24 protein-coding genes are annotated in these 22,003 nt (G+C 60.0%); 12 read left to right on the top strand and 12 right to left on the bottom strand.

Annotated features, from left to right (window positions below):
* Positions 1 to 130: 130 nt before the first annotated feature.
* The 4 genes from B5M06_RS01930 to B5M06_RS01915 all read right to left on the bottom strand — a co-directional run bounded on the left by B5M06_RS01930 (position 131) and on the right by B5M06_RS01915 (position 3,577).
* On the bottom strand, positions 131 to 532 hold the full coding sequence (locus B5M06_RS01930) for a hypothetical protein (RefSeq protein ID WP_054066802.1): 402 nt from the start codon (positions 530 to 532) through the stop codon (positions 131 to 133).
* Complete coding sequence (locus tag B5M06_RS01925; RefSeq protein ID WP_054066801.1) at positions 532 to 2,406, bottom strand: PhoH family protein; 1,875 nt, start codon at positions 2,404 to 2,406, stop codon at positions 532 to 534. The genes B5M06_RS01930 and B5M06_RS01925 overlap by 1 nt, the downstream gene beginning before the upstream one ends.
* A gap of 174 nt (positions 2,407 to 2,580) precedes the next feature.
* On the bottom strand, positions 2,581 to 3,069 hold the full coding sequence (locus B5M06_RS01920) for a peroxiredoxin (protein ID WP_054066800.1): 489 nt from the start codon (positions 3,067 to 3,069) through the stop codon (positions 2,581 to 2,583).
* 139 nt (positions 3,070 to 3,208) lie between these two features.
* Positions 3,209 to 3,577: an Mth938-like domain-containing protein gene (locus B5M06_RS01915; protein ID WP_054066799.1), complete on the bottom strand. Its 369-nt coding sequence runs from the start codon at positions 3,575 to 3,577 to the stop codon at positions 3,209 to 3,211.
* Between the two features lie 177 nt (positions 3,578 to 3,754).
* On the opposite strand from B5M06_RS01915, the gene B5M06_RS01910 reads away from it, so the two are divergent.
* The 7 genes from B5M06_RS01910 (at position 3,755) to B5M06_RS01880 (ending at position 10,458) form a co-directional block, all read left to right on the top strand.
* Positions 3,755 to 5,038 (top strand): pyridoxal phosphate-dependent aminotransferase, encoded by a 1,284-nt coding sequence (locus tag B5M06_RS01910; RefSeq protein WP_054066798.1) that lies wholly within the window; start codon positions 3,755 to 3,757, stop codon positions 5,036 to 5,038.
* Positions 5,039 to 5,111: 73 nt separating this feature from the next.
* On the top strand, positions 5,112 to 6,446 hold the full coding sequence (locus B5M06_RS01905) for a homoserine dehydrogenase (protein WP_054066797.1): 1,335 nt from the start codon (positions 5,112 to 5,114) through the stop codon (positions 6,444 to 6,446).
* Positions 6,446 to 7,870 (top strand): threonine synthase, encoded by a 1,425-nt coding sequence (thrC, locus tag B5M06_RS01900; RefSeq protein WP_054066796.1) that lies wholly within the window; start codon positions 6,446 to 6,448, stop codon positions 7,868 to 7,870. Before B5M06_RS01905 ends, thrC begins: the two co-directional genes overlap by 1 nt.
* Positions 7,871 to 8,058: 188 nt before the next feature.
* Positions 8,059 to 8,613 carry a molybdopterin-guanine dinucleotide biosynthesis protein B gene (gene mobB / locus B5M06_RS01895; protein WP_054066821.1) on the top strand — a complete coding sequence of 185 codons (555 nt, stop codon included), beginning with the start codon at positions 8,059 to 8,061 and terminating at the stop codon, positions 8,611 to 8,613.
* Positions 8,613 to 9,851: a molybdopterin molybdotransferase MoeA gene (locus tag B5M06_RS01890; protein WP_054066795.1), complete on the top strand. Its 1,239-nt coding sequence runs from the start codon at positions 8,613 to 8,615 to the stop codon at positions 9,849 to 9,851. Before mobB ends, B5M06_RS01890 begins: the two co-directional genes overlap by 1 nt.
* A gap of 19 nt (positions 9,852 to 9,870) precedes the next feature.
* Positions 9,871 to 10,122, top strand: coding sequence for a molybdopterin converting factor subunit 1 (moaD, locus tag B5M06_RS01885; RefSeq protein ID WP_054066794.1), 252 nt, complete (start codon positions 9,871 to 9,873; stop codon positions 10,120 to 10,122).
* Between the two features lie 3 nt (positions 10,123 to 10,125).
* Positions 10,126 to 10,458 (top strand): recombinase family protein, encoded by a 333-nt coding sequence (locus B5M06_RS01880; RefSeq protein WP_054066793.1) that lies wholly within the window; start codon positions 10,126 to 10,128, stop codon positions 10,456 to 10,458.
* 303 nt (positions 10,459 to 10,761) lie between these two features.
* On the opposite strand, the gene B5M06_RS01875 is transcribed toward B5M06_RS01880, so the two are convergent.
* The 5 genes from B5M06_RS01875 to B5M06_RS01855 all read right to left on the bottom strand — a co-directional run bounded on the left by B5M06_RS01875 (position 10,762) and on the right by B5M06_RS01855 (position 13,838).
* Positions 10,762 to 11,367 carry a TetR/AcrR family transcriptional regulator gene (locus B5M06_RS01875; RefSeq protein ID WP_054066792.1) on the bottom strand — a complete coding sequence of 202 codons (606 nt, stop codon included), beginning with the start codon at positions 11,365 to 11,367 and terminating at the stop codon, positions 10,762 to 10,764.
* Positions 11,368 to 11,409: 42 nt separating this feature from the next.
* The gene (locus tag B5M06_RS01870; protein ID WP_054066820.1) at positions 11,410 to 12,627 is read right to left on the bottom strand and encodes a multidrug effflux MFS transporter; all 1,218 of its coding nucleotides are present in this window, start codon (positions 12,625 to 12,627) and stop codon (positions 11,410 to 11,412) included.
* 233 nt (positions 12,628 to 12,860) lie between these two features.
* The gene (locus tag B5M06_RS01865; protein WP_054066791.1) at positions 12,861 to 13,058 is read right to left on the bottom strand and encodes a CsbD family protein; all 198 of its coding nucleotides are present in this window, start codon (positions 13,056 to 13,058) and stop codon (positions 12,861 to 12,863) included.
* Positions 13,059 to 13,245: 187 nt separating this feature from the next.
* A complete protein-coding gene (locus B5M06_RS01860) occupies positions 13,246 to 13,572 on the bottom strand; it encodes a hypothetical protein (RefSeq protein ID WP_054066790.1) in 327 nt (108 codons plus the stop codon).
* Positions 13,573 to 13,583: 11 nt separating this feature from the next.
* Positions 13,584 to 13,838 (bottom strand): hypothetical protein, encoded by a 255-nt coding sequence (locus B5M06_RS01855; protein ID WP_054066789.1) that lies wholly within the window; start codon positions 13,836 to 13,838, stop codon positions 13,584 to 13,586.
* A 118-nt stretch (positions 13,839 to 13,956) separates the two neighbouring features.
* Between B5M06_RS01855 and moaE the strand changes: the two genes are divergently transcribed.
* Positions 13,957 to 14,418: a molybdopterin synthase catalytic subunit MoaE gene (gene moaE, locus B5M06_RS01850; RefSeq protein ID WP_054066788.1), complete on the top strand. Its 462-nt coding sequence runs from the start codon at positions 13,957 to 13,959 to the stop codon at positions 14,416 to 14,418.
* A 69-nt stretch (positions 14,419 to 14,487) separates the two neighbouring features.
* Here moaE and B5M06_RS01845 read toward each other — a convergent pair whose 3' ends face one another.
* The 3 genes from B5M06_RS01845 to B5M06_RS01835 form a co-directional block, all read right to left on the bottom strand.
* Complete coding sequence (locus B5M06_RS01845; RefSeq protein WP_054066819.1) at positions 14,488 to 15,063, bottom strand: YceI family protein; 576 nt, start codon at positions 15,061 to 15,063, stop codon at positions 14,488 to 14,490.
* Between the two features lie 129 nt (positions 15,064 to 15,192).
* Positions 15,193 to 15,765 (bottom strand): YceI family protein, encoded by a 573-nt coding sequence (locus B5M06_RS01840; RefSeq protein ID WP_054066818.1) that lies wholly within the window; start codon positions 15,763 to 15,765, stop codon positions 15,193 to 15,195.
* A 38-nt stretch (positions 15,766 to 15,803) separates the two neighbouring features.
* A complete protein-coding gene (locus B5M06_RS01835) occupies positions 15,804 to 16,370 on the bottom strand; it encodes a cytochrome b (protein ID WP_054066787.1) in 567 nt (188 codons plus the stop codon).
* 243 nt (positions 16,371 to 16,613) lie between these two features.
* On the opposite strand from B5M06_RS01835, the gene clpB reads away from it, so the two are divergent.
* The 4 genes from clpB to B5M06_RS01815 all read left to right on the top strand — a co-directional run bounded on the left by clpB (position 16,614) and on the right by B5M06_RS01815 (position 21,994).
* Positions 16,614 to 19,223 carry an ATP-dependent chaperone ClpB gene (gene clpB, locus B5M06_RS01830; protein ID WP_054066786.1) on the top strand — a complete coding sequence of 870 codons (2,610 nt, stop codon included), beginning with the start codon at positions 16,614 to 16,616 and terminating at the stop codon, positions 19,221 to 19,223.
* Positions 19,224 to 19,274: 51 nt separating this feature from the next.
* Positions 19,275 to 19,649: a hypothetical protein gene (locus tag B5M06_RS01825; RefSeq protein WP_080025144.1), complete on the top strand. Its 375-nt coding sequence runs from the start codon at positions 19,275 to 19,277 to the stop codon at positions 19,647 to 19,649.
* 155 nt (positions 19,650 to 19,804) lie between these two features.
* The gene (locus B5M06_RS01820; RefSeq protein WP_054066784.1) at positions 19,805 to 21,253 is read left to right on the top strand and encodes a coniferyl aldehyde dehydrogenase; all 1,449 of its coding nucleotides are present in this window, start codon (positions 19,805 to 19,807) and stop codon (positions 21,251 to 21,253) included.
* 219 nt (positions 21,254 to 21,472) lie between these two features.
* Positions 21,473 to 21,994 (top strand): GNAT family N-acetyltransferase, encoded by a 522-nt coding sequence (locus tag B5M06_RS01815; RefSeq protein WP_077345190.1) that lies wholly within the window; start codon positions 21,473 to 21,475, stop codon positions 21,992 to 21,994.
* Positions 21,995 to 22,003 lie beyond the last annotated feature (9 nt).

Raw genomic sequence — 22,003 nt, 5'->3', positions numbered from 1 at the left:
AAGAAAAGGCCTTGTCAGATGACAAGGCCTTTTTGCTTGTGAAAGTAGAGCGCCTAGCGCTTGATATACATAGAGTTTAGATACTTATCTATCTGAAATCTATGAATAATGAGCGCTGGCAGCTATGTTTTTAGAAGCTGTAGACCAGCAGGCCGATCACCGCCACGCTCAGAATGCCGCAGGCCCACGCCAGGCGTGTAGCGCCCGTGCGCAGCAGGCCTACGGTCTTGACGATTTGCGCTTGCTGCTCGGCCATCTTCTCCAGCACCTGGTTGGAGGCGCGCTGCGCCGCTTCCAGCTGCTGGATGCGAGCCTCCAGCTGTGCCACCTTCTGCAGTGCCAGTTCGCCCGCATTGGCGGCAGGCGTCTGGCTTTCGGCGCTGGCAGGGAAGGCCGCCTGTGCGGCGTCTTCCAGCTCCTGCTCGGGGCTTTTCTTCATCAGGCCCTTGGCGGCCTTGAGTACCGTGGGGGCGGCCTGAATGACATCGCCCCAGGGCACCAGTTTGAGAGCACTTACCCAGCTGATCGCCATCACAGCACCTCACTCGCAAAGTCCGCCAGACGCGAGCGTTCGCCGCGTGCCAGCTGGATATGACCGCCGTGGGCCCAGCCCTTGAAGCGGTCGACGGCAAAGGTCAGGCCTGACGAACCTTCGGTCAGGTAGGGTGTATCGATCTGCGCCAGATTGCCCATGCAGATGATCTTGGTGCCGGGGCCGGCGCGCGTGATCAAGGTTTTCATCTGCTTGGGGGTCAGGTTCTGCGCTTCGTCGATGATGACCCACTTGTTCAGAAAGGTGCGACCGCGCATGAAGTTCATGCTCTTGATCTTGATGCGGCTGCGGATCAGCTCATTGGTGGCTGCACGGCCCCATTCGCCGGGATTGCCGCCGTCGCCCTTGGCCAGAAATTCGAGGTTGTCGTCCAGCGCGCCCATCCAGGGGCCCATCTTCTCTTCCTCGGTGCCGGGCAGAAAGCCAATGTCTTCGCCCACGCTCACCGTGGCACGGGTCATGATGATTTCTGTGTAACGGCGGTCGTCGAGCACCTGCGACAGGCCTGCTGCCAGCGCCATCAGTGTCTTGCCGGTGCCGGCGGTGCCGGTCAGGCTGACGAAGTCGATGTTGGGGTCCATGAGCAGGTTCAGTGCAAAGTTCTGCTCGCGGTTGCGTGCGTTCACGCCCCAGACATTGTGCTTGCTGCTGCTGTAGTCGCGCAGGGTTTCCAGCACCGCGGTCTTGTCGCGGATCTCGACCACGCGCGCGTGCAGGCTGGGCTCGTTGGGAGCCTCAAAGTACACGTACTGGTTGATCAGCATCTGGCTGGTGAGCGGGCTGGTGAAGCTGTAGTAGGTCTTGCCGCGGTCCTGCCAGCTCTCCACGTTCTTGGCTTTTTTCCAGAAGTCTGCGGGCAGGGCCAGGCTGCCGGTGTACAGCAGGTCGCCGTCGTCCAGCGTCTTGTCGTTGCGGTAGTCCTCGGCGGGCAGGCCCAGTGCGCGCGCCTTGACGCGCATATTGATGTCCTTGGACACCAGCACCACTTCCTGCTGACCTTGCTTGAGCAGGCGCAATGCTTGCACTACACCCAGAATCTGGTTGTCGGCCTTGCCCTGTGGCAGGCTGGAGGGCAGTTTGTAGTCCAGCGGCACGGTCTGGAAGAACAGATGGCCGGTGGCTGTTTTGTGGCCCGTGGCATCCAGGCGCAGGCCTGCGGCCAGGTCGGCATCCTTCTGGGCATCGACCAGTGCATCCAGCGTGCGGCTGACTTGGCGGCCATTGCGTGCCACTTCAGTCATGCCCTTTTTGTGGGCGTCCAGCTCTTCGAGCACCACCATGGGCAGGAAGATGTCGTGCTCTTCAAAGCGGAAGATGCTGGTGGGGTCGTGCAGCAGCACATTGGTGTCCAGCACAAACAGGCAGGACTGGCCGCTGCGCTTTTTGCCCACAGGGCTGGCTGTCTTTGGTTTGGCGGTGCTAGCAGCCTTGCTTACGGCCTGGACTGGCTTGGCCGCGGTTGTGGCCGCTGCTTTGTTATCTGCAGGCGCTTGCGCCTTGGTGGCTGTGGGTGCTGCCTGTGTTGCGGCTGTGTGCTGTGCGCTTTGCGCGGCCTGTGCAGCCTGCACGGCGGCGCGCTGTTGAGCCAGCAGCATGGCGGCGGTATTGGTGGCTGCGCTGGCAGCGGGATTGGCAGGCGCAGCTTTTTTGCGGCTGCGCGCTGCTGCAGTGGTGGTCGTTGCGGTCACGGCAGGTGCTGCAGGGATTATTGCTGCCGCAGCTGGCAGCTCATCATCCAGTGAGACGACTGCAGACTTGCTGCCCATGGCACGCTTGGGCGCACGAGCGGTGACTTCAAAAGCTTCCTTGGCAACGCGCGCGGCGCGTTTGGTAGGGGCTGGAGGCAATGGCATAGGTGTTTCAGTCCTTGTTTTCAGGGCTGCAGAAAGCACAAAGCCGCCGGGCACGAGCCCAGGCGGCTTTGTTAGCAAAGGGTTGGCAATGCAGGGGCATGGTGCGCAAAGGCATGCCCCATTATGCATATCCTGCTGTCTGCATGGCTGCAGACTCCGCAGAATGTATGTGGCTTAGGCAGCCTTCTTGGCAGCGGTCTTCAGGGCCTTGACGGCCTTGAGCACTTCGTCCACGTGACCGGGCACCTTCAGGCCACGCCACTCTTGCACCAAAATACCATTGGCGTCGATCAGGAATGTGGAGCGCTCAATGCCCTTGACCTTCTTGCCGTACATGATCTTGTTCTTGACCACGCCGAACATGTGGCACATTTTCTCTTCGGTGTCAGCGATGAGTTCGAAGGGCAGTTCCAGCTTGGTCTTGAAGTCGTCGTGCGACTTCATGTTGTCGCGCGACACGCCAAAGACGATGGCACCGGCCTTTTCAAATTCTTTGTGCTTGTCCCGGAACTGCATGGCTTCGGTGGTGCAACCAGGCGTATTGTCCTTGGGATAGAAGTACAGGATCAGAATCTGGCCTGTGTGCGAGGTATTGGATACCTTCACGCCACCTGTAGCGTTGGCTTCAAATTCGGGAAGGGGTTTGTTGACAACGATCGCCATGCGCTTTGATCTCTCGGGAGTAGTCGTTGGAATGCCGAGGGGTGTAGGTTGGTGTTGCTTTTATTTAAAAGTAGTGCCCCTCGACCGCAACCTGCGATTTTACCCCGGATCATAGGTTTTGACGAGCCCCTCCCGGATATTACTCCAATAGCAGTGCGGCTATCACATTGCGGCCTTCTCCAGCCAAAACGTTGTAGGTGCGGCATGCGGCATGGGTGTCCATGGTCTCCAGGCCAATGCGCTTTTGCATCAGTGGCTGCAGCCAGGAAGGGTGCACAAAGCGGATGCTTTTGCCGCTGCCAAAGATGATGACTTCGGCATTGAGCTCGGCCAGCTCGGCAAAGTGTGCGGCGGTCAGGTCTTCAAAACGCGAGCAATTCCAAGGGCGTAGAAAGCCGCTGGAGCCCAGCAGCAGGTTGTTGCGGTGCTCCTGTTTGTTGATGGCGATCCAGCTTGGGCCGTAGCCTGTCACCATTTGCACGTCAGAACGGTCGGCGTGTAGCTGCATGGGAATTCCTTCTCGGGGGCGTGTGCAAAGAGGTCGGTGGGCGGTTGCCTTGCAGCTAAATAGCATGGGCACCGCCGTTTGCGCGGGGGCATTCGGCCTGAACTGTGGTCAAATTATAGGTTTCACCGAGGCGCGGGCGCGCCTTGGCGCTGTTCAAGCTAGAGGTTGCATATTTCCATGAAAACCGTCCAAAAATCCGCAAAGCTGGCCCACGTTTGTTATGACATCCGGGGGCCGATCATGGACGCGGCCAAACAGATGGAAGAAGACGGCCACAAGATCATCAAGCTCAACATCGGCAATCTGGCTGTGTTCGGCTTTGATGCGCCGGAAGAAATCCAGCAGGACATGATCCGCAACCTGCCCAACTCGGCAGGCTACTCGGACAGCAAGGGCATTTTCGCGGCGCGCAAGGCGGTGATGCATGAAACCCAGCGTCAGGGTGTCAAAGGCGTGACGCTGGACGATATCTATCTGGGCAATGGTGCATCCGAGCTGATCAGCCTGGCCACCAACGCACTGCTGGACAACGGCGATGAGCTGCTGCTGCCTGCCCCTGACTATCCCCTGTGGACAGCGGCGACCAGCCTCTCGGGTGGCACACCCGTGCACTACATCTGTGACGAAAACAATGGCTGGATGCCCAGCCTGGACGACATTCGCAGCAAAGTGACACCCCGCACCAAGGGCATTGTGGTGATCAACCCCAACAACCCCACGGGCGCGCTGTATTCCAAGGAACTGCTGCTGGGCATTATCGAGATTGCCCGTGAGCATGGCCTGGTGATCTTTGCTGACGAGGTCTATGACAAGGTGCTGTATGACGATGTCAAGCACATTCCTCTGGCCACGCTGTCGGAAGATGTGCTGACGCTGACGTTCAACTCGCTGTCCAAGGCCTATCGCTCCTGCGGCTACCGTGCGGGCTGGATGGTGATTTCGGGCGACAAAAAGCCTGCCAAGGATTACATCGAGGGCCTGAACATGCTCTCGAACATGCGCCTGTGCGCTAACGTGCCCGGTCAGTGGGCGGTGCAGACTGCGCTGGGTGGCTATCAATCCATCAATGATCTGGTCTGCGAGGGCGGCCGTCTGCGCAAGCAGCGTGACTTGGCCTGGGAAATGATCAATGCCATCCCCGGTGTGAGCTGTGTGAAGCCGCAAGGCGCGCTGTACATGTTTCCCCGCCTGGATCCTGAGATTTACCCCATCCAGGACGACCAGCAGTTCTTCCTGGAAGTGTTGCAGGAAACCAAGGTCATGCTGGTGCAGGGCACGGGCTTTAACTGGCCCCATCCTGACCACTTCCGCATCGTCTTCCTGCCCCATGAGGCCGACCTGCGCGAAGCCATCAACCGCCTGGCGACTTTCCTCGCCAAGTACCGCCAGCGCCATGGCACGGACAAGCTGCTGAACAAGCCATCCGCCAAGGCCAAGCACAAGGCAGAGGCGGCAGCCTGAGATTTTTTGATAGCTGCAAGCGCAGACCCCGTAAGCGCTGTAGCCACTTTTGACGTAGAAACCAAAGAGACTTATGAAACCGATCCAAGTAGGCCTGTTGGGCATTGGCACCGTGGGTAGCGGCACATTCCATGTGCTCCAGCGTAACCAAGAAGAGATTCGCCGCCGTGCGGGTCGTGGCATTGAGATTGCCATGGTGGCCGACTTGGACACGACACGCGCCAAGCAGATCGTGGGTGATGCTGCCAAGGTGGTGGGCGATGCACGTGAAGTCATTGCCAACCCCGATATCGACGTCGTGGTCGAGCTGATCGGTGGCTACGGCATTGCCAAGGCGCTGGTGCTCGAAGCCATTGCCGCTGGCAAGCATGTGGTGACTGCCAACAAGGCGTTGCTGGCCGTGCATGGCACAGAAATCTTCAAGGCTGCGGCTGAGAAGGGCGTGATGGTGGCCTACGAAGCAGCCGTGGCTGGTGGCATTCCCATCATCAAGGCGCTGCGCGAAGGCCTGACGGCCAACTCCATCCAGTGGGTGGCAGGCATCATCAACGGCACGACCAACTTCATCCTGTCCGAAATGCGTGACAAGGGCCTGGACTTTGACGTTGTTCTGAAGGAAGCCCAGCGTCTGGGCTATGCCGAGGCCGACCCCACCTTTGACATCGAAGGCGTGGACGCCGCGCACAAGGCGACCTTGATGAGCGCGATTGCCTTTGGCATTCCTGTGCAGTTTGACAAGGCCTATGTGGAAGGCATTACCAAGCTGACCTCCACCGACATCAAGTACGCCGAGCAGCTGGGCTACCGCATCAAGCTGCTGGGCATTACCAAGCGCACCGACAAGGGCGTGGAGCTGCGCGTGCACCCCTCGCTGGTGCCCACCAAGCGCCTGATTGCCAATGTGGAAGGTGCGATGAATGCTGTGGTCGTGCATGGCGACGCCGTGGGCACCACGCTGTACTACGGCAAGGGTGCAGGCTCTGAGCCCACCGCTTCGGCCGTAATTGCAGACCTGGTAGACATTGCCCGCATGGATGGCTCTGACCCCGCACACCGCGTGCCTGCGCTGGCATTCCAGGCCAACACCCTGGCGGCAGCGGGCAACGAACTGCCCGTGCTGCCCATGGCCGATGTGGTCACCAGCTACTACCTGCGCATCCGCGTGGCGGACGAAGCAGGCGTGCTGGCCAAGATCACCACGCTGCTGGCCAATGCCGGCATCAGCATTGACGCCGTGATCCAGCGCGAAGCCGATGAAGTGGGCGGCGAAGGCTCGAACCAGACCGACCTCATCATCCTGACGCACGACACCCGCGAGGGTGATATGGACAAGGCACTGGCCGAAATCCAGGGCCTGCCCACCGTGCTGGCACCTATCACCCGCATCCGCAAGGAAGAGCTGAACTGATGCTGTATCTGTCCACCCGTGGTCATGCAGACCGCAAACGCTTTTGCGACATCCTGCTCGAAGGCCTGGCACCCGATGGTGGCCTGTACCTGCCTGAGCACTACCCACAGATTGACGATGCCAAGCTGACCCAGCTGCGCACCGTGCTGGCGCAGCAGGGCTACGCTGGGCTGGCGTTTGAAATCCTGTCGCTGTACATCGATGACATTCCTGCTGACGACCTGCGCGCCCTGTGCGCCAAGACGTACACCCCCGAAGTGTTCGGCACGGACGCCATCGTGCCCGTGCGCAAGCTGGAAAACAATCTGTACATCGAAGCCCTGTCCAACGGCCCCACACTGGCCTTCAAGGACATGGCCATGCAGCTGCTGGGCAACCTGTTCGAGTACGAACTGGCACGCCGTGGCGAAGAGCTGAACATTCTGGGCGCCACCTCGGGCGACACCGGCAGCGCGGCGGAATACGCCATGCGCGGCAAAAAGGGTGTGCGCGTGTTCATGACCAGCCCGCACGGCCGCATGAGCCCCTTCCAGCAGGCGCAGATGTTCAGCCTGCAGGACGCCAACATCCACAACATCGCCATCGAAGGCGTGTTTGACGACTGCCAGGACATCGTCAAGGCGGTGTCCAACGACCACGCCTTCAAGGCCAAGTACAAGATCGGCACCGTCAACTCCATCAACTGGGCACGTCTGCTGGCACAGGTGGTGTACTACTTTGCGGGCTATCTGCAGATCACCACGCACAATGCCGAGAAGGTGAGTTTCACCGTGCCTTCGGGCAACTTCGGCAATATCTGCGCAGGCCATGTGGCACGCCAGATGGGTCTGCCGATTGCGCAGCTGGTGGTGGCGACCAATGAAAACGATGTGCTGGACGAGTTCTTCCGCACGGGCGTCTATCAGGTGCGTGGCTCGGCCAATACCTATGAGACATCGAGCCCCTCTATGGACATCTCCAAGGCCAGCAACTTTGAGCGCTTTATCTTTGACTTGGTCGGCCGCGATGGCGAGCGCACGCGCCAGCTGTTTGCCGAAGGCGTGGCCAAGCAGGGCAAGTTTGACCTGAGCCAGGACGCCGTCTTCCAAGACGCTGCCATGAAGTATGGCTTTGTCAGCGGCAAGAGCACGCACGCCGACCGTTTGGCTACCATCAAAGACTGCTACGAGCGTCTGGGTCAGATGATCGACACCCACACCGCCGATGGCGTGAAGGTGGCGCGTGAGCGCCTGCGTGCTGAGCCCATGATCGTGCTGGAGACGGCATTGCCCATCAAGTTTGCAGCCACGATTGAGGAAGCGCTGGGCCGCCAGCCCGATCGTCCCGCCAAGTTTGAAGGCATCGAAGCCTTACCGAAGCGTGTGGTGGTGATGCCTGCGGATGTGGAAAAGGTTAAGGCCTATATTCAGCAGCACTGTGATTAAGCCATTGCAGAGCTTGTAAAAAGATAGCTGCCAGCGCTTGATAGAAAAGGTTTTGCGATAGAAATGATTTGCAAGCCAAGGAAATTCAAGCGCTGCAAGCTCTGATTTTTGAAGCTCTGCAGGCGAAAGCACATGGACGGCGCTTGGTTTTCAAGCGCCGTTTGTTATTGGAAAAGAAAGCGCACACCATGAAAGCTCTGGGCTTTGCCGCTTACTCCGGCATGGGCAAGACGACCTTGCTGGAACAATTGATCGCCGCGCTGCGCGCGCGCGGCCAGCGTGTGTCTACCGTCAAGCACGCCCACCATGATGTGGACATCGACATCCCCGGCAAGGACAGCTGGCGCCACCGCCAGGCGGGTGCCTCTGAAGTGCTGCTGATCTGCGACAAGCGCCTGGCGCTGGTGCGCGAGTTTGAGGCTGAGCAAGACCTGGATGTGCATGCCATGCTGGCCGAGCTGCGCTCAGATGTGGACTGGGTGCTGATCGAAGGCTTCAAGCACGGCAATCTGCCCAAGGTGGAAATCTGGCGTGCGCCAGATCCCGCCAGCGGCAAGCTGCCCAAGCCGCTGCGCTTTCCTGAAGACCCGCACGTTGTGGCGCTGGCTACCGATGATGTGGCGGCACTGCCCGTGCAGCCGCCTGCCCATATGGCACTGTTAGATTTGAACCAGCCGGAACAGATTGCCGACTGGATGCTGGCCAACGCCAGCCGTTTTGAATACCAAGGAGTGAATGCCTGATGGCTGCTATGACCACTTTGGATGATGCGCTGGCCCATGTGCTGGCGCAGGCCCAGCTGCTGGGCGTGGAACATGTTGACCTGTTTAACGCCGATGGCCGCGTGCTGGCGCAGGACTGCATCTCGGCCCTGCAGGTGCCACCGCAAGACAACTCCGCCATGGACGGCTATGCCGTGCGCGTGGCAGACATTACGGCTGCGGGCGTGCAGCTGCCCGTGAGCCAGCGCATTCCCGCAGGCCATGTCGGCACGGAATTGCAGCCGGGCACAGTTGCCCGTATTTTCACCGGCGCGCCTGTGCCCCACGGTGCAGATGCGGTGCTGATGCAGGAAGACACCCTGGTGCTCGATGATGGCCGCGTACAGTTCAACGCTGTACCCAAGCTGGGCCAGAACATCCGCCGCGCGGGCGAAGACATTGCCCTGCACAGCGCTGTGCTGAGCCGTGGCATGCGCCTGACGCCTGCTGCCGTGGGCCTGGCCGCCAGCATTGGCATGGCCACGCTGCCCGTGGGCCGCAAGCCCCGCGTGGCGCTGTTTTCCACGGGCGATGAGCTGGTCATCCCCGGTACTGTGGCGCCGCAAGACATGCAGCCCGGCCATATCTACAACAGCAACCGTTACTTTCTGCGCGCGTTGCTGCAGCGCCTGGGCTGTGAGGTGGTGGATGGCGGCATCCTGCCCGACAACCGTGAACAGACGGTGGAGGCCATTCATCAAGTGGCGCAGGACTGCGATCTGGTGCTCTCCAGCGCCGGTGTCTCCGTGGGCGAAGAGGACCACGTCAAGCCTGCCGTGGAGCAGCAGGGCGAGTTGAACCTGTGGATGATCTCCATGAAGCCCGGCAAGCCCTTTGCCTATGGCCGCGTGTTCCGCAATGGCAAGGATGATGCACAAGGCGTGGCCCACTTCATGGGCCTGCCCGGCAATCCGGTCTCCAGCTTCATCACTTTCTTGCTGCTGGTGCGCCCCTTTGTGCTGCGCCTGCAGGGCATGGAAGATGTCGCGCCCAAGGCCATCGAAGTGCAGGCCCAGTTTGACTGGCTCAAGAACGAAAAACGCCGCGAATTCCTGCGTGCACGCCACACGGGCAATGGTGGGCTGGCACTGTTTGGCAACCAGGGCTCTGGCGTGCTGACTTCGACTGTCTGGGGCGATGGCTTGATCGACAACCCGCCGCTCACGCAAATCCGCCAGGGCGACATCGTGCGCTTTATTCCCTTCTCGGAATTGATGTAAGCAGCCAAGGAATACATCTATGAATATCACCGTTCGATACTTTGCATCCATTCGCGAAGCCATGGGCACCAGCAGCGAAAGCCTGACGACCACGGCCACTACCGTTGGTGCGCTGCGTGAAGAGTTGATGGCACGCAGCGAGGCAGCAGCCAATGCCCTGGCCCACGGCAAGGCTGTGCGCATGGCGCTGAACCAGGAGATGTGCCAGGGCGATGCCGCTTTGAAGGCAGGCGATGAAGTGGCTTTCTTCCCGCCTGTCACCGGTGGCTAAGCCATGACAGCGGCCAACAAAGACGTGGATGAGGCCATCAGCCGCCGCACGCGCCAGGCGCTCAGCGAAGCCAAGGCGCGCGGCGTGCAGCTGGGCAAGGCGGGCGCAGACAACATCCGCGCCACCGTGGAAAAGCGCAAGTCGGCGGCCGATGCTTTTGCCAGGCAGCATGAGGCCTTGTTTGCCGAGTTGGTGGCGCAGGGCCTCACGCACCGCAAGATGGCCGACGTGCTCAATGAACGCGGCATTCCTGCCGCCAAGGGTGGGCCCTGGACGCATGGGCAGGTACAGCGCATTCTGAACCGCTACGCCGACTGGGCGCAGGCCCAAACTTAAGCACCAGCGGCTGAATAGGCCGCAACGCTGACCCATTGGTCTAGGGCGTGTTCACATAAAGCTTGAGATTCGCGTTGAAGGCTTGGGGATGGGATGCTAGGCGCGGTGGCGCAGCAATGCCCAGCGCCTTGCAAGCTGCCGCAACAACGCAGACCGCCCCAAGCCTTCAACCCCATTTGTGATCTCCATAATCAGGGGCAGCGAACCCAATGTTGATGTGAACACGGCCTAGCCCCCATAACAAAGCCCATCTGCTTGCCGATGGGCTTTGTTATGGGGTGCGGACATGCGCCGCTTCGGCGCTTAGCGGGCAGGAACCGCCTTGCTGTGCAAGGCCAGTGAGTCGCTCAATATTCCCCACATGGCCGTGTAGCGCCGCTGCATCTGGGCACGGCCGGCGTATTGCAGCTCCACGCACAGGCTCTCCACAATGCCTTGGTAGGCATCGGCATAGCGGTCGGTTTCAGCCGCGCTGAAGTGCTGGCCATAGGTGGCATGCATTTGGTGCAAGTAATGCTGGCGCACCAAGTCCCCCAAGCTTTCAAACAGCACGGCAATGCTGGCGCGGTGCTGCTGTGGAGGCAAGAACGCTGCGCGCAGCATGAAGCGCATGTGGGCAGAGTTTTCATAGCGCTCCCCCAGCGCCCGGGCGTAGGCTGCGCCCGGGCCGTCGGAGTCCACAGGCGCAGAGAGCATCTGCGTGGCAAAGTCTTTTTCAGCGGCAATTGCTTCTTCCAAGCACAGCACAAACAAAGCGTCTTTACCTGCCACGTGGGAGTACAGCGACGCTTTGCGGATGCCTACCAGGTCGGCAATCGCGCTGAGCGATGCACCGTCATAGCCATGCTCTGCAAAGTGGCTCATGGCAGCGGTGCAAATGCGCTGCAGGGCGGGGGAGTGTTTGCTCATAGCCAATGGCCTCCGTGGTAGATGTAGGGATGGTGTCGTGCGTTAGTGTGCGTGGCTCACCGTCACGCCGGACTGAACGATCATGCGGGCGGTGCGTACGCTCAAAGCCACGGCGATGACCCCCACGGCAAAGATCAAACCCAGCCATGTGGCGGCGTTGTGTTTTGCAGCAATGGCTGCCACCGGGGTGATGGCTGCACCCAGCAGCAAAGGTACGGCCCCCAAGAGGGCGGCGCTGGCACCCAGTGCGGTGCTGCGCAGCGACAAGGCCATGGACATCAGCATGGCCTCTGCCATGCCCACACCCGCCAAGGCAATGAAAAAGCCAGCGATGATGCCGGGCAAGCCAATGGCCGTGAGGGCAGACACCAGCCCTACCAGCGCGCCGACGGCCAAGCAGGTCAAGCCAGCGATGGCCAATTGTTCGGTACGAAAGCGTGCGACCAGTTTGGCTGTGGCGGCTGCGCCTATGAATACGGCGATGCCCGTACCCCCAAAGACAAAACCAAAGTCACGCGGCGACAGACCGTAATGCGTCTGATAGACGTAGGCTGCGCCGCCCACATAGACAAAGATAAAGACAAAAGCGGCAGACAAGGTCAGCCCCGCCAGCACAAAGCGCTGGTCTTGCATGATGGCGGCATAGGTGCGCAGCACCTCTCCCGGGCGCAAAGAGCTGCGTGCGGCAGGCGGCAGTGTTTCCTTCAGGTGGATGGCCGAGTTAATGGTCGCCATACAGCCCAGCATCGCCAGCGCAATGAACACCCCGCGCCAGCCAAAAGCACTGCCAATCAAACCGCCTGCAGCAGGTGCCAGCACAGGGCCTACGCCTTGGATGGTCATCAGCATGGCAAACAGTTTGGCGGCGTCGGCGCCTTCGGTCACATCGCGCACCGTGCTCATGGCGGTCACCAGCACCAAGGAGGCGGCCAGGCCTTGCACTGCACGCGCCAGCAGCAGCACGGGCAGGTTGTAGGCGTAGGCTGCCCCCAAGGAGGCCAGTGCAAACACGAACAAGGCGGTCAGCAAAGGGCGGCGACGGCCATAGGCATCAATCAGCGGGCCGCAGATTAGCTGCCCAGCGCCAAGCGCCACCAAAAACACGGCCAGCGTCAGCTGCATGGCGGCGTAGTCAGTGCCCAGCTCCTGCGCCATGGCAGGGATAAAAGGCAGGTACATATCGATCGACGCAGGGCCGATGAGGGTGATCAGGCCTAGCGAAACCGCGATGAGGCCCAGAGAAATGGAAGGGGAAGGCATGAGAGAGTGGGTGCGCCCCAGCGCCATTGACAAACGCTTGGGTGAGATGGAATAAAAAAAGCTACCGATCGGTAGGTAGCTTAATCGAGTACATCGACAGGCGTTGGGGTGCCGCGCAGCAAGCATGCTGTGGTGAGGGTTTTCTAGACATTGGGTTGGGGGCAGCAGTCAATACCCATAAAAAAGGAGCGCAGCAAGCGCTCCTGTACGGGATGAGGGCTCCGAGGGATGCGTCAGATGCGCTTCTTCACGGCATCAGCGGCATCTTTCGCCGCTTCTTTGACGTCGCCCACTTTCTGCTGGGCCAGCCCTTCCGCCTGTTTGGCCAAGCCCTTGGCCTGTTGCTCGGGGCTGTCGATCAGCTCGCCGGTCTTTTGCTGCACTTTGCCTACGGTTTCCTTGATCGTGCCGGTGATTTGGTCTTTGTTCATACCGCCTCCTTACATCGTAAAAACAAGGGCGGTCAGCACTTGCTGACCGTTCGAAGGGATAGCGTAACCCGATGAGCGGCTGGGGATGGACGGTCAGAGGCGCCCATGTCTGTGCGCGATGACTGACAGGCAGAGCCTGCTTTTTAGAGAGCATGCAGCGTAGAAGGGGCAAGCGCTGGAGGCTGTTTTATGCTTGGTCCTGCAATGCGGGCAACTGTGGTGTAGGCCACTCCAGCAGCTCTGCCAAGCGCTGGATGACCCAGCCCGCTTCGGCTGGGGTGACGGGGCCACCTTCGGCAGACAGCGCCGCATGAAAACCCAGCAAAATGCCCTCTTCGCTGGAATTGCCGCTGTGGTACAGCGTCTGCGCCTGTTCCACCAGGTGGCAGGCCAGGTCTTCGCACAGCTCGTAGCGCGCGACGACCTCGGCAATCGGCGTCTTCAGCACCCCGGCGCGGCTGCGGAACAGGTTGGCAAAGCTCTCGGGGGGCTGAATCTGGCTGGTGTTATCCATGGTGCAGCTGCTTATTCGTGGTCGTACAGGCGCTCAAAGCGCAGGATGTCAATTTCCAGCTCACAGGTCACCAGCTGCCCGTTTTTGCCATCGGCCTTGCGGTGGGCCGCAAACAGCGTGGCCTTGCCGTCAAAGTCATAGTCCGGCAGGTGGATGAGGGCGTAGGCATCGGAGACAAAGCATTGGTGCTCGAACACTACGCGGTGTTCGTTGCGCGGAGAGGGGTACAGGATGTACTCAGGGGTATCAATGGTTTGAGCGGCCATACAAGCGAAAAAAATTTCGTCTCCGTAATTTCTAGTGGGCGACAATCCTAGCGCGTTAGTGCAGGCTTTCATGCGCATGTGGGCATGTACTCCATCACCTGCTGCGACAATCGTGTCCATGACTGCCCCTCGCGTTTTGATCCAGACCCAAGATTTCGATGTTTCTGCCGAGCTGGCCGCCCTGCGTGCAGGCGATGCACGCGTTGGAGCGGTGTGCTGCTTTGTGGGCACGGTGCGTGACCGCAATGAGGGAGCCAGTGTCTCGGCCATGGAGCTGGAGCACTACCCCGGCATGACCGAAAAAAGCATTGAGGCCATCATTGAACGCGCCACCGAGCGCTTTGGCATCCATGCCGCCAAGGTGATTCACCGCATTGGCCCGCTGCAGCCCATGGACCAGATTGTGTTTGTGGGTGTGACATCGGCCCACCGTGGCATGAGCTTTCAGGCCTGCGAATTCATCATGGACTACCTCAAGTCCGAAGCCCCTTTCTGGAAGAAAGAGCAGACGCCCGAAGGCGCGCGTTGGGTGGATGCGCGCGTCAGCGACGAAGAAGCACTGGCGCGCTGGCAGCCGTAAATACGGTTGCACGCAGCCTATGAAAAACGGGCCTGCATGCGGGCCCGTTTTGTTTGTAGCAGGTGTCGCTTAAGGTTGCTTCACGGCTTCCATCTGCAGCACCAGTCGCACGTTCTTGGGGAAGCCCCAGTCGACGCCGTAGTTCACGCCCCACTGGGTGCGGTCGATGGTGGTTTCAAAGTCACCGCCGCAGACTTCTGTCTTGAGCATGGGGCTGTCATAGCAGGTGAACTTGTTGGCCTGGATGGTCACGGGGTGGGTCTGGCCGTTCATGGTCAGCTGGCCGGTCACTTCCTTGAGCTTGTCGCCGTCAAACACAAACTTGTCAGAGACAAACTTGGCTTCAGGGAACTGCTCCACGTTAAAGATGTCGGCGCTCTTGAGGTGCTTGTCGAACGCGGCAGTGCCGGAGTTCACGGATGCGGTTTTCAGCACCACTTCTACCTTGCCGTTCTTGCCAGCCTTGTCGAAAGCCACAGTGCCGTCAATGTCGTCAAAGCGTGCACGGTTGGTGGATGCGCCAAAGTGGTCGATCTCGAACGTGGCGAAGGTGTGTGTGGGGTCGATGGTGTAGTTCGCAGGGGCAGCGTGTGCGGCGGTGGCAAACAGACCAGCGGCGGTCAGGGTCAACAGAGTAGTGCGCATGAAGATCTCCTTGAAGTTCAGTGAACGTGCTTTGAAATAAGGAGCTGCCAGCGCTTGTGATTGCTTATTTTCAAAGTGATATGGCTTTGAAATGGTGCAAATACAGCGCAAGCAGCTATGAAAACAGAATCAGAGCTTGCCAATGCCCGTCAGTGCCAGCTTGAACTGGACGTTGACCTCATTGGCGACCATGGAGGTGTCCGCCCAGTCGCCATCGCCAATCTTGAAGGACAGGCGCTGCAGCGGCAAGCTGCCGGTGGCGGTGGTGATGTCGCCAGATTGCGTCAGCGTCACCGGTACGGAGACTGGCTGGCTCTGGCCCTTGATGGTGAGCGTGCCGTCAATCTGGTACTTGCCATCGCCCAGCGCCTTGACGGCAGTGGAGTCAAACGTGGCCTTGGGGAACTGGCCCACATTGAACCAGTCGGCACTCAGCAGATTGCTGTCGGTCTCCTTGCTGCCCATGGTGGCGCTGCCCGTGTCCACGGTGAACACAATCTTGCTGGTTTCGGGCTTGGCCACATCAAACTGCAGCTGCGCTTCAAATTGCTTGAAATGGCCTTTGAGCGGCACGCCCAGCTGTTTGGCAGTGAACTCAATGCTGCTTTGTGCAGGCAGTACGCCCTGCTGGGCCATGGCAGCCGTGCCCAGCAGGGCCAGGCTGGCAAAGCTCAGGGTGCGGAAGGTGGTGGTGAAGGTCATGGAAGTCTCCTTGTGACGCTTGGCAAACAAATATTCCATCATCGTGATCCGTCGCGGCCAGGCAGCATGCGCTGCAGCAGGCCATCGCGGTCGATCAGCTGGTGCTTCAGGGCGGCCGCTACGTGCAGCACGATGAGCACGGCCAGGGTGTAGGCCGTGATCATGTGCCATGGCTTGATGGTTTCGGCCAGCTCAGGGCTGGCGGCCACCAGATCAGGCAGCTGCCATACGCCAAACCACACGACCGGAAAACCTGCGGCCGAGCTGTAGGCCCAGCCCAGCAGCGGCACGGCAAAAAACAGCACATACATCAGGTGGTGTACACCGTGGTGTGCCACCTGTTGCCAGCGCGGCATGAGGCTGGTGATGCGGGCAGGCAGGGCAGGCGGGCGGTGCGTGATGCGCCACAGCAGGCGCAGCGCACTCAGGGCCAAAATGGTCATGCCCGCCCATTTGTGCCAGTTGTAGTACTTGAGCTTGGTGGGCGAAAACGGCAGCCCCACCATGTACCAGCCAAAAACCAGCAAACCAATCAAGCCAAGGGCCAGCAGCCAGTGCAGGGCCATGGCAGTGAGGGTGTAGCGCGTGGTGGTGTGGGATGGCATAGGTACGGTTGCAGTTCGGACGAGGCACTCAGTCTAGAAGCAGGGGGTGGCCTTGGCATTCAATGCGCTTGAAGACACACTTCAAATCATTGCAAGGAACTTTGTGCAAGCGGCGCAATCGGCATGCTCGGTGCCGGGGTGATGAAAAAAAGTGCAGATGCATGGCTTGTCATATCTTGAAAACTGTGCCAAAGCCCTGAACTGCTTATCAGCAAACGAATAACAGATAAGGACACAATTAATATGCGCATCGACAAACTCACCACCAAATTCCAAGAGGCATTGAGCGACGCCCAGAGCCTGGCCCTGGGCAACGATCACGCCTATATCGACCCCCTGCACCTGCTGGCTGCCATGCTGCGCCAGAACGACGGCCCCAAGGCCTTGCTCGAGCGTGCAGGCGCGAATGTGGCCGCCATGAGCACGGCGGTGGAAAACGCCGTCAAGCAGCTGCCCCAGGTGACAGGGCAAGACCAAGTGCAGGTCGGCCCCGATCTGGCCAAGCTGCTGCAGGCCACGGAAAAAGAAGCCATCAAGCGTGGCGACCAGTTCATTGCCAGCGAGCTGTTCCTGCTGGCGCTGGCAGACAGCGACACCAAGGCGGCCAAGATTGCCAAGGACAACGGCCTGAACCGCAAGGCCATGGAAGCTGCCATCAGCCTGGTGCGCGGCGGCAAAACCATGGACAGCGCCGAAGGCGAAAGCCAGCGCGATGCCCTGAAGAAATACACGCTAGACCTGACCGAGCGCGCCCGCATGGGCAAGCTCGACCCCGTGATTGGCCGTGACGACGAAATTCGCCGCGCCATTCAGGTGCTGCAGCGCCGCAGCAAGAACAACCCCGTGCTCATCGGTGAACCCGGTGTGGGCAAGACCGCCATCGTGGAAGGTCTGGCACAGCGCATTGTGGAAGGCGAAGTGCCTGAAACCCTCAAGGACAAGCGCGTGCTGGTGCTGGACATGGCAGGCCTGCTGGCCGGTGCCAAGTACCGCGGTGAGTTTGAAGAGCGCCTCAAAGCCGTGCTCAATGACGTGGCCAAGGAAGAGGGCCGCATCATCTTGTTCATCGACGAAATCCACACCATGGTCGGCGCAGGCAAGGCCGAAGGTGCCATGGACGCGGGCAATATGCTCAAGCCTGCGCTGGCACGTGGCGAGCTGCACTGCATTGGCGCCACCACCCTGGACGAATACCGCAAGTACATCGAAAAAGACGCCGCACTGGAGCGCCGTTTCCAGAAGGTGCTGGTGGAAGAGCCTTCGGTGGAAGACACCATTGCCATTTTGCGCGGCCTGCAGGTGCGCTACGAAGCCCACCACGGCGTGGACATTACCGACCCTGCCATCGTGGCTGCGGCCGAACTCTCGCACCGCTACATCACCGACCGCTTCCTGCCTGACAAGGCCATTGACCTGATCGACGAGGCGGCGGCCAAGATCAAGATCGAGATCGACTCCAAGCCCGAGGAGATGGACAAGCTTGAGCGCCGCATGATTCAGCTCAAGATCGAGCGTGAGGCCATGAAGAAGGAAAAGGACGAGGCTTCGCAAAAGCGCCTGCAGCTCATCGAGGAAGAGCTCGAAAGCCTGGAGCGTGAGTACGCCGATCTGGAAGAAATCTGGAAGGCCGAAAAGGCCAGCGCCCTGGGCTCTGAGCAGATCCGCAAGGAAGTGGACGCCATACGCACGCAGATCGAAGATCTGAAGCGCAAGGGCGACTTCAACAAGGTGGCCGAGCTGCAGTACGGCAAGTTGCCTGCGCTGGAAAAACAGCTCAAGGAAGCGCAGGCCAATGAGGCCGATGGCGAGGCCCCCAAGCACCGCCTGCTGCGCACCCAGGTGGGCGCGGAAGAAATTGCCGAAGTGGTCAGCCGCGCGACCGGTATTCCGGTGGCCAAGATGATGCAGGGCGAAAAAGACAAGCTGCTGCACATGGAAGACAAGCTGCACGAGCGTGTGGTGGGGCAGGATGAAGCCATTTCCGCGGTCTCCAACGCCATCCGCCGTTCGCGCTCGGGTCTGGCAGATCCCAACAAGCCGCTGGGCAGCTTCCTGTTCCTGGGCCCCACTGGCGTCGGCAAGACCGAGCTGTGCAAGGCGCTGGCAGGTTTCCTGTTCGACAGCGAAGAGCATCTGGTGCGCATCGACATGTCGGAATTCATGGAAAAGCATAGCGTGGCACGCCTGATTGGTGCGCCTCCCGGCTATGTGGGCTATGAAGAAGGCGGCTATCTGACCGAAGCCGTGCGCCGCAAGCCCTACAGCGTGCTGCTGCTCGACGAGGTGGAAAAAGCCCACCCTGACGTCTTCAACGTGCTGCTGCAGGTGCTGGACGATGGCCGCCTGACCGATGGCCAGGGCCGCACCGTGGACTTCAAGAACACGGTGATCGTGATGACCAGCAACATTGGCTCGCAGCTCATCCAGGCGATGGTGGGTCAGGACAATGAGGAGATCAAGGAAGCAGTCTGGGGGGAACTAAAACTGAATTTCCGCCCCGAATTCCTGAACCGTATCGACGAAACCGTGGTCTTCCATGGGCTGGATGCCGCCAACATTGCGTCCATCGCCAAGATCCAGTTGCGCTTGTTGCAACAGCGTCTGGAAAAAATGGATCTGGAAATGGTTGTCACCGACGCTGCCTTGGCGGAATTGGCTAAAGTAGGGTTTGATCCGGTCTTTGGCGCACGTCCGCTCAAGCGGGCGATTCAGCAGCGCATCGAGAACCCGCTCTCGCGCCTGCTGCTGGAAGGCAAGTTCCCGCCCAAGAGCCGCATCGAGGTGTCCGTGGATCCTGTGCTGGAGCCCGGCGTCTTCAAATTTGGCTTGGCCAGCGCTGACAGCGCCAGCTAAGCTCACGGCATCCGGTGCTCCGGCACCGGGTGTGCATAGAAAGGCATAGCTTTGAACGACTTTTTGAATGCTGTAACCCGCTGGACCGTACGCCTTGTGCTGCTCGCGGTTGGTGTGGTGTTCTTCCTGAGTCTCTTGACCGTGGCTTGCATCTTGGCCGCCGTCTGGGCATTGCGTGCGCTGTGGGCCAAGCTCACAGGGCAGCCGGTGACTCCGTGGGTCATGCCCATGCGTGGCGCAGCCAGTTGGGCCAGCATGGCGCAGCGCGCTGGCGGATTTGGTGGCATGCGTGGTGCAGCTGCGGACAGCAGCGAAGAAGCCGGTGACGCAGCCCCCTTCACCCCCGCAGCAGGCAGCAAGCGCGGTGGCATCCTGCCCAAGATGGCCAACGATGTCAGCGATGTACAGCCACGCGAAGTTCGCTAAGCCTTGAGTTCCAGAGCAGGCCCTGTGCCTGCTTTTTTGTCGCTGTGTGCGCCTGAGCAGCTCGTGTGTGAACACATGGTGCGCCTGTCACGTGTTGTGCAACCATGGGTGGGAACCTATCGTGCTTCCCGCAGTCCCCCTCTACCATGCAAGTTATGAATCACACCGATCTCCGCGCCTTGTTTGATCAGCAGCACCAGGCCAGCCGCCGTCAGGTGGAAGTGCCTCTGGTGGTGCGTCGCGAGCGTTTGCTGCGCATCCAGAAGCTGCTTGAGGAGCATGGTGTGACGCTGGCCGCTGCCGTGCAGGCTGACTTTGGCGTGCGCTCACCCCAGCTCACGGAAATGGCCGATCTGATGGTGCTACGCACCATGCTGACCCATACCTTGCGACACTTGGCACGCTGGATGAAGCCGCGCCGGGTCTGGACACCACTGCACCTGCTGCCTGCCTCGGCGCGCATCGAGCGCCAGCCGCTGGGGGTGGTAGGCATCATCTCGCCCTGGAACTATCCGCTGCAGCTGGCTCTGGGCCCCGCCATTGCCGCCATGGCCGCTGGCAACCGCGTGATGCTCAAGCCCAGTGAGCTCACGCCGCACACTTCGGCCCAGCTGGCACATGTGATTGGCCAGTTTTTTGCACCCGATGAGTTTGCTGTGGTGCAGGGCGATGCACAGGTGGCCAGCCAGTTTTCTGGTCTGCCGTTTGACCATCTGGTGTTCACAGGCTCCACGGCGGTGGGGCGTAAAGTTGCCATCGCTGCGGCGCAGCAGCTCACCCCCACCACGCTGGAGCTGGGGGGAAAATCGCCCTGCATCGTTGCCAGTGATGCGGATCTGGAGCAGGCAGCGCTGCGCATTGCGCACGGCAAGCTGCTCAATGCGGGGCAGACCTGTATTGCTCCGGACTATCTGCTGCTGCCCAAGGGGCAGGAGCAGGCCTTTGGCGATGCCTATGCCAAGGCCGTGGCGCAGCTGTTCCCGTCTTTCATGGGCAACCCGGATTACGCCGCCATCATCAACCACAAGCACTACGCACGGCTGCGGGTGCTGGTGCAGCAGGCGGAAGCGCAGGGTGCCTATGTGCAGTGGCTCGATGATGGGCAGGGTGCACAGTTGGCCAGTGCTGCCACAGCGCCCAGCTGGGGTAAGGAAGCCGCACAGCGCCAGATGCCGCCTGCACTGGTGTGGAATGTGCACTCGGGCATGGACATCATGCGTGAAGAGATCTTTGGGCCGCTGCTGCCTGTGATCAGCTACGAGCATCTCGATGACGTGATTCATGCCATCAACGCCGGAGAGCGGCCGCTGGCGCTGTACTGGTTTGGCAATGACGAGAAGCTGCGAGACAGCGTGCTGCGCCGCACAGTCTCAGGCGGTGTGACGGTGAATGACACCCTCATGCATGTAGCACATGACAACCTGCCTTTTGGTGGTGTTGGTGCCAGCGGATGGGGGGCATATCACGGTGAGCATGGCTTTTTACGCTTTTCTCACCAAAAGTCGGTCTTTTTACAAGCAAAATGGAGCCCTGCATCCTGGCTCTATCCCCCTTACGGGGCGAAGTTTGAGCGCATCATGGCGCTCCTGCGACGCTTTTCCTAGACATGGAAACCGTCGATGGCTTCACTGCTGGCAATCAGCGGTGTGCGCCCCCTTTTGCTGAAAAAAGGGCTCTAGCACATCCTTTTTCTACGGGCAAGAGCCCGTAGACAGCCGTACTTTCCTAAATGGCTACAGCGACTAGGCATAAGCGAAATTCACGTTTTCACTGACAATTGCCGACTTTCGTTTCCAACACCTAGTTTTCGTTTCGGTTTTTCCATGTCTAACTACCAGGTTCGTCCTGCAACGCTTCGCGATGCGAAGGCGATTGCGCAAATCCACACTGCTTCTGCCTTGGAAGCCTACCGTGGCATCGTGCCTGACGACCAATTGAAAGCCATGTCTTCTGTCGAGAAGCGCCAAGCTTACTGGCGTGAGGCGATTGAATATTGTGAACCTCAAGTACAGGTCGCCATGGACGGTGACAAGATCGTCGGCTTCGTTGGCTTTGACCGTTCCCGCGACGAAAAATCCCGCCAGACCACCGGTGAGATCTGGGCTATCTACGCTGCCCCTTCGCACTGGAACAAGGGCGTGGGTGTGACGCTGTGGGATGCTGCCCGTGAGGGGCTGCTGGAAGAAGGCTGCACCAACGTGACCGTCTGGGTGCCTCTGCGCAATGAGCGCGCTCTGCGCTTCCATGAGCTGGCAGGCTTCAAACGTGAAATGTCAACGGCGAAGACCACGCCTGTGGGTAGTATCAAGATCGAGGAAATTCGCTTAAAGCGTTCCTTGAGCTAAACCGCTGCC

It is taken from the genome of Comamonas kerstersii, assembly GCF_002056725.1.
GTDB lineage: Bacteria > Pseudomonadota > Gammaproteobacteria > Burkholderiales > Burkholderiaceae_C > Comamonas > Comamonas kerstersii.
Note: the sequence above shows the minus strand (reverse complement) of the source record. Positions and strands in the feature narration are given on the sequence as shown.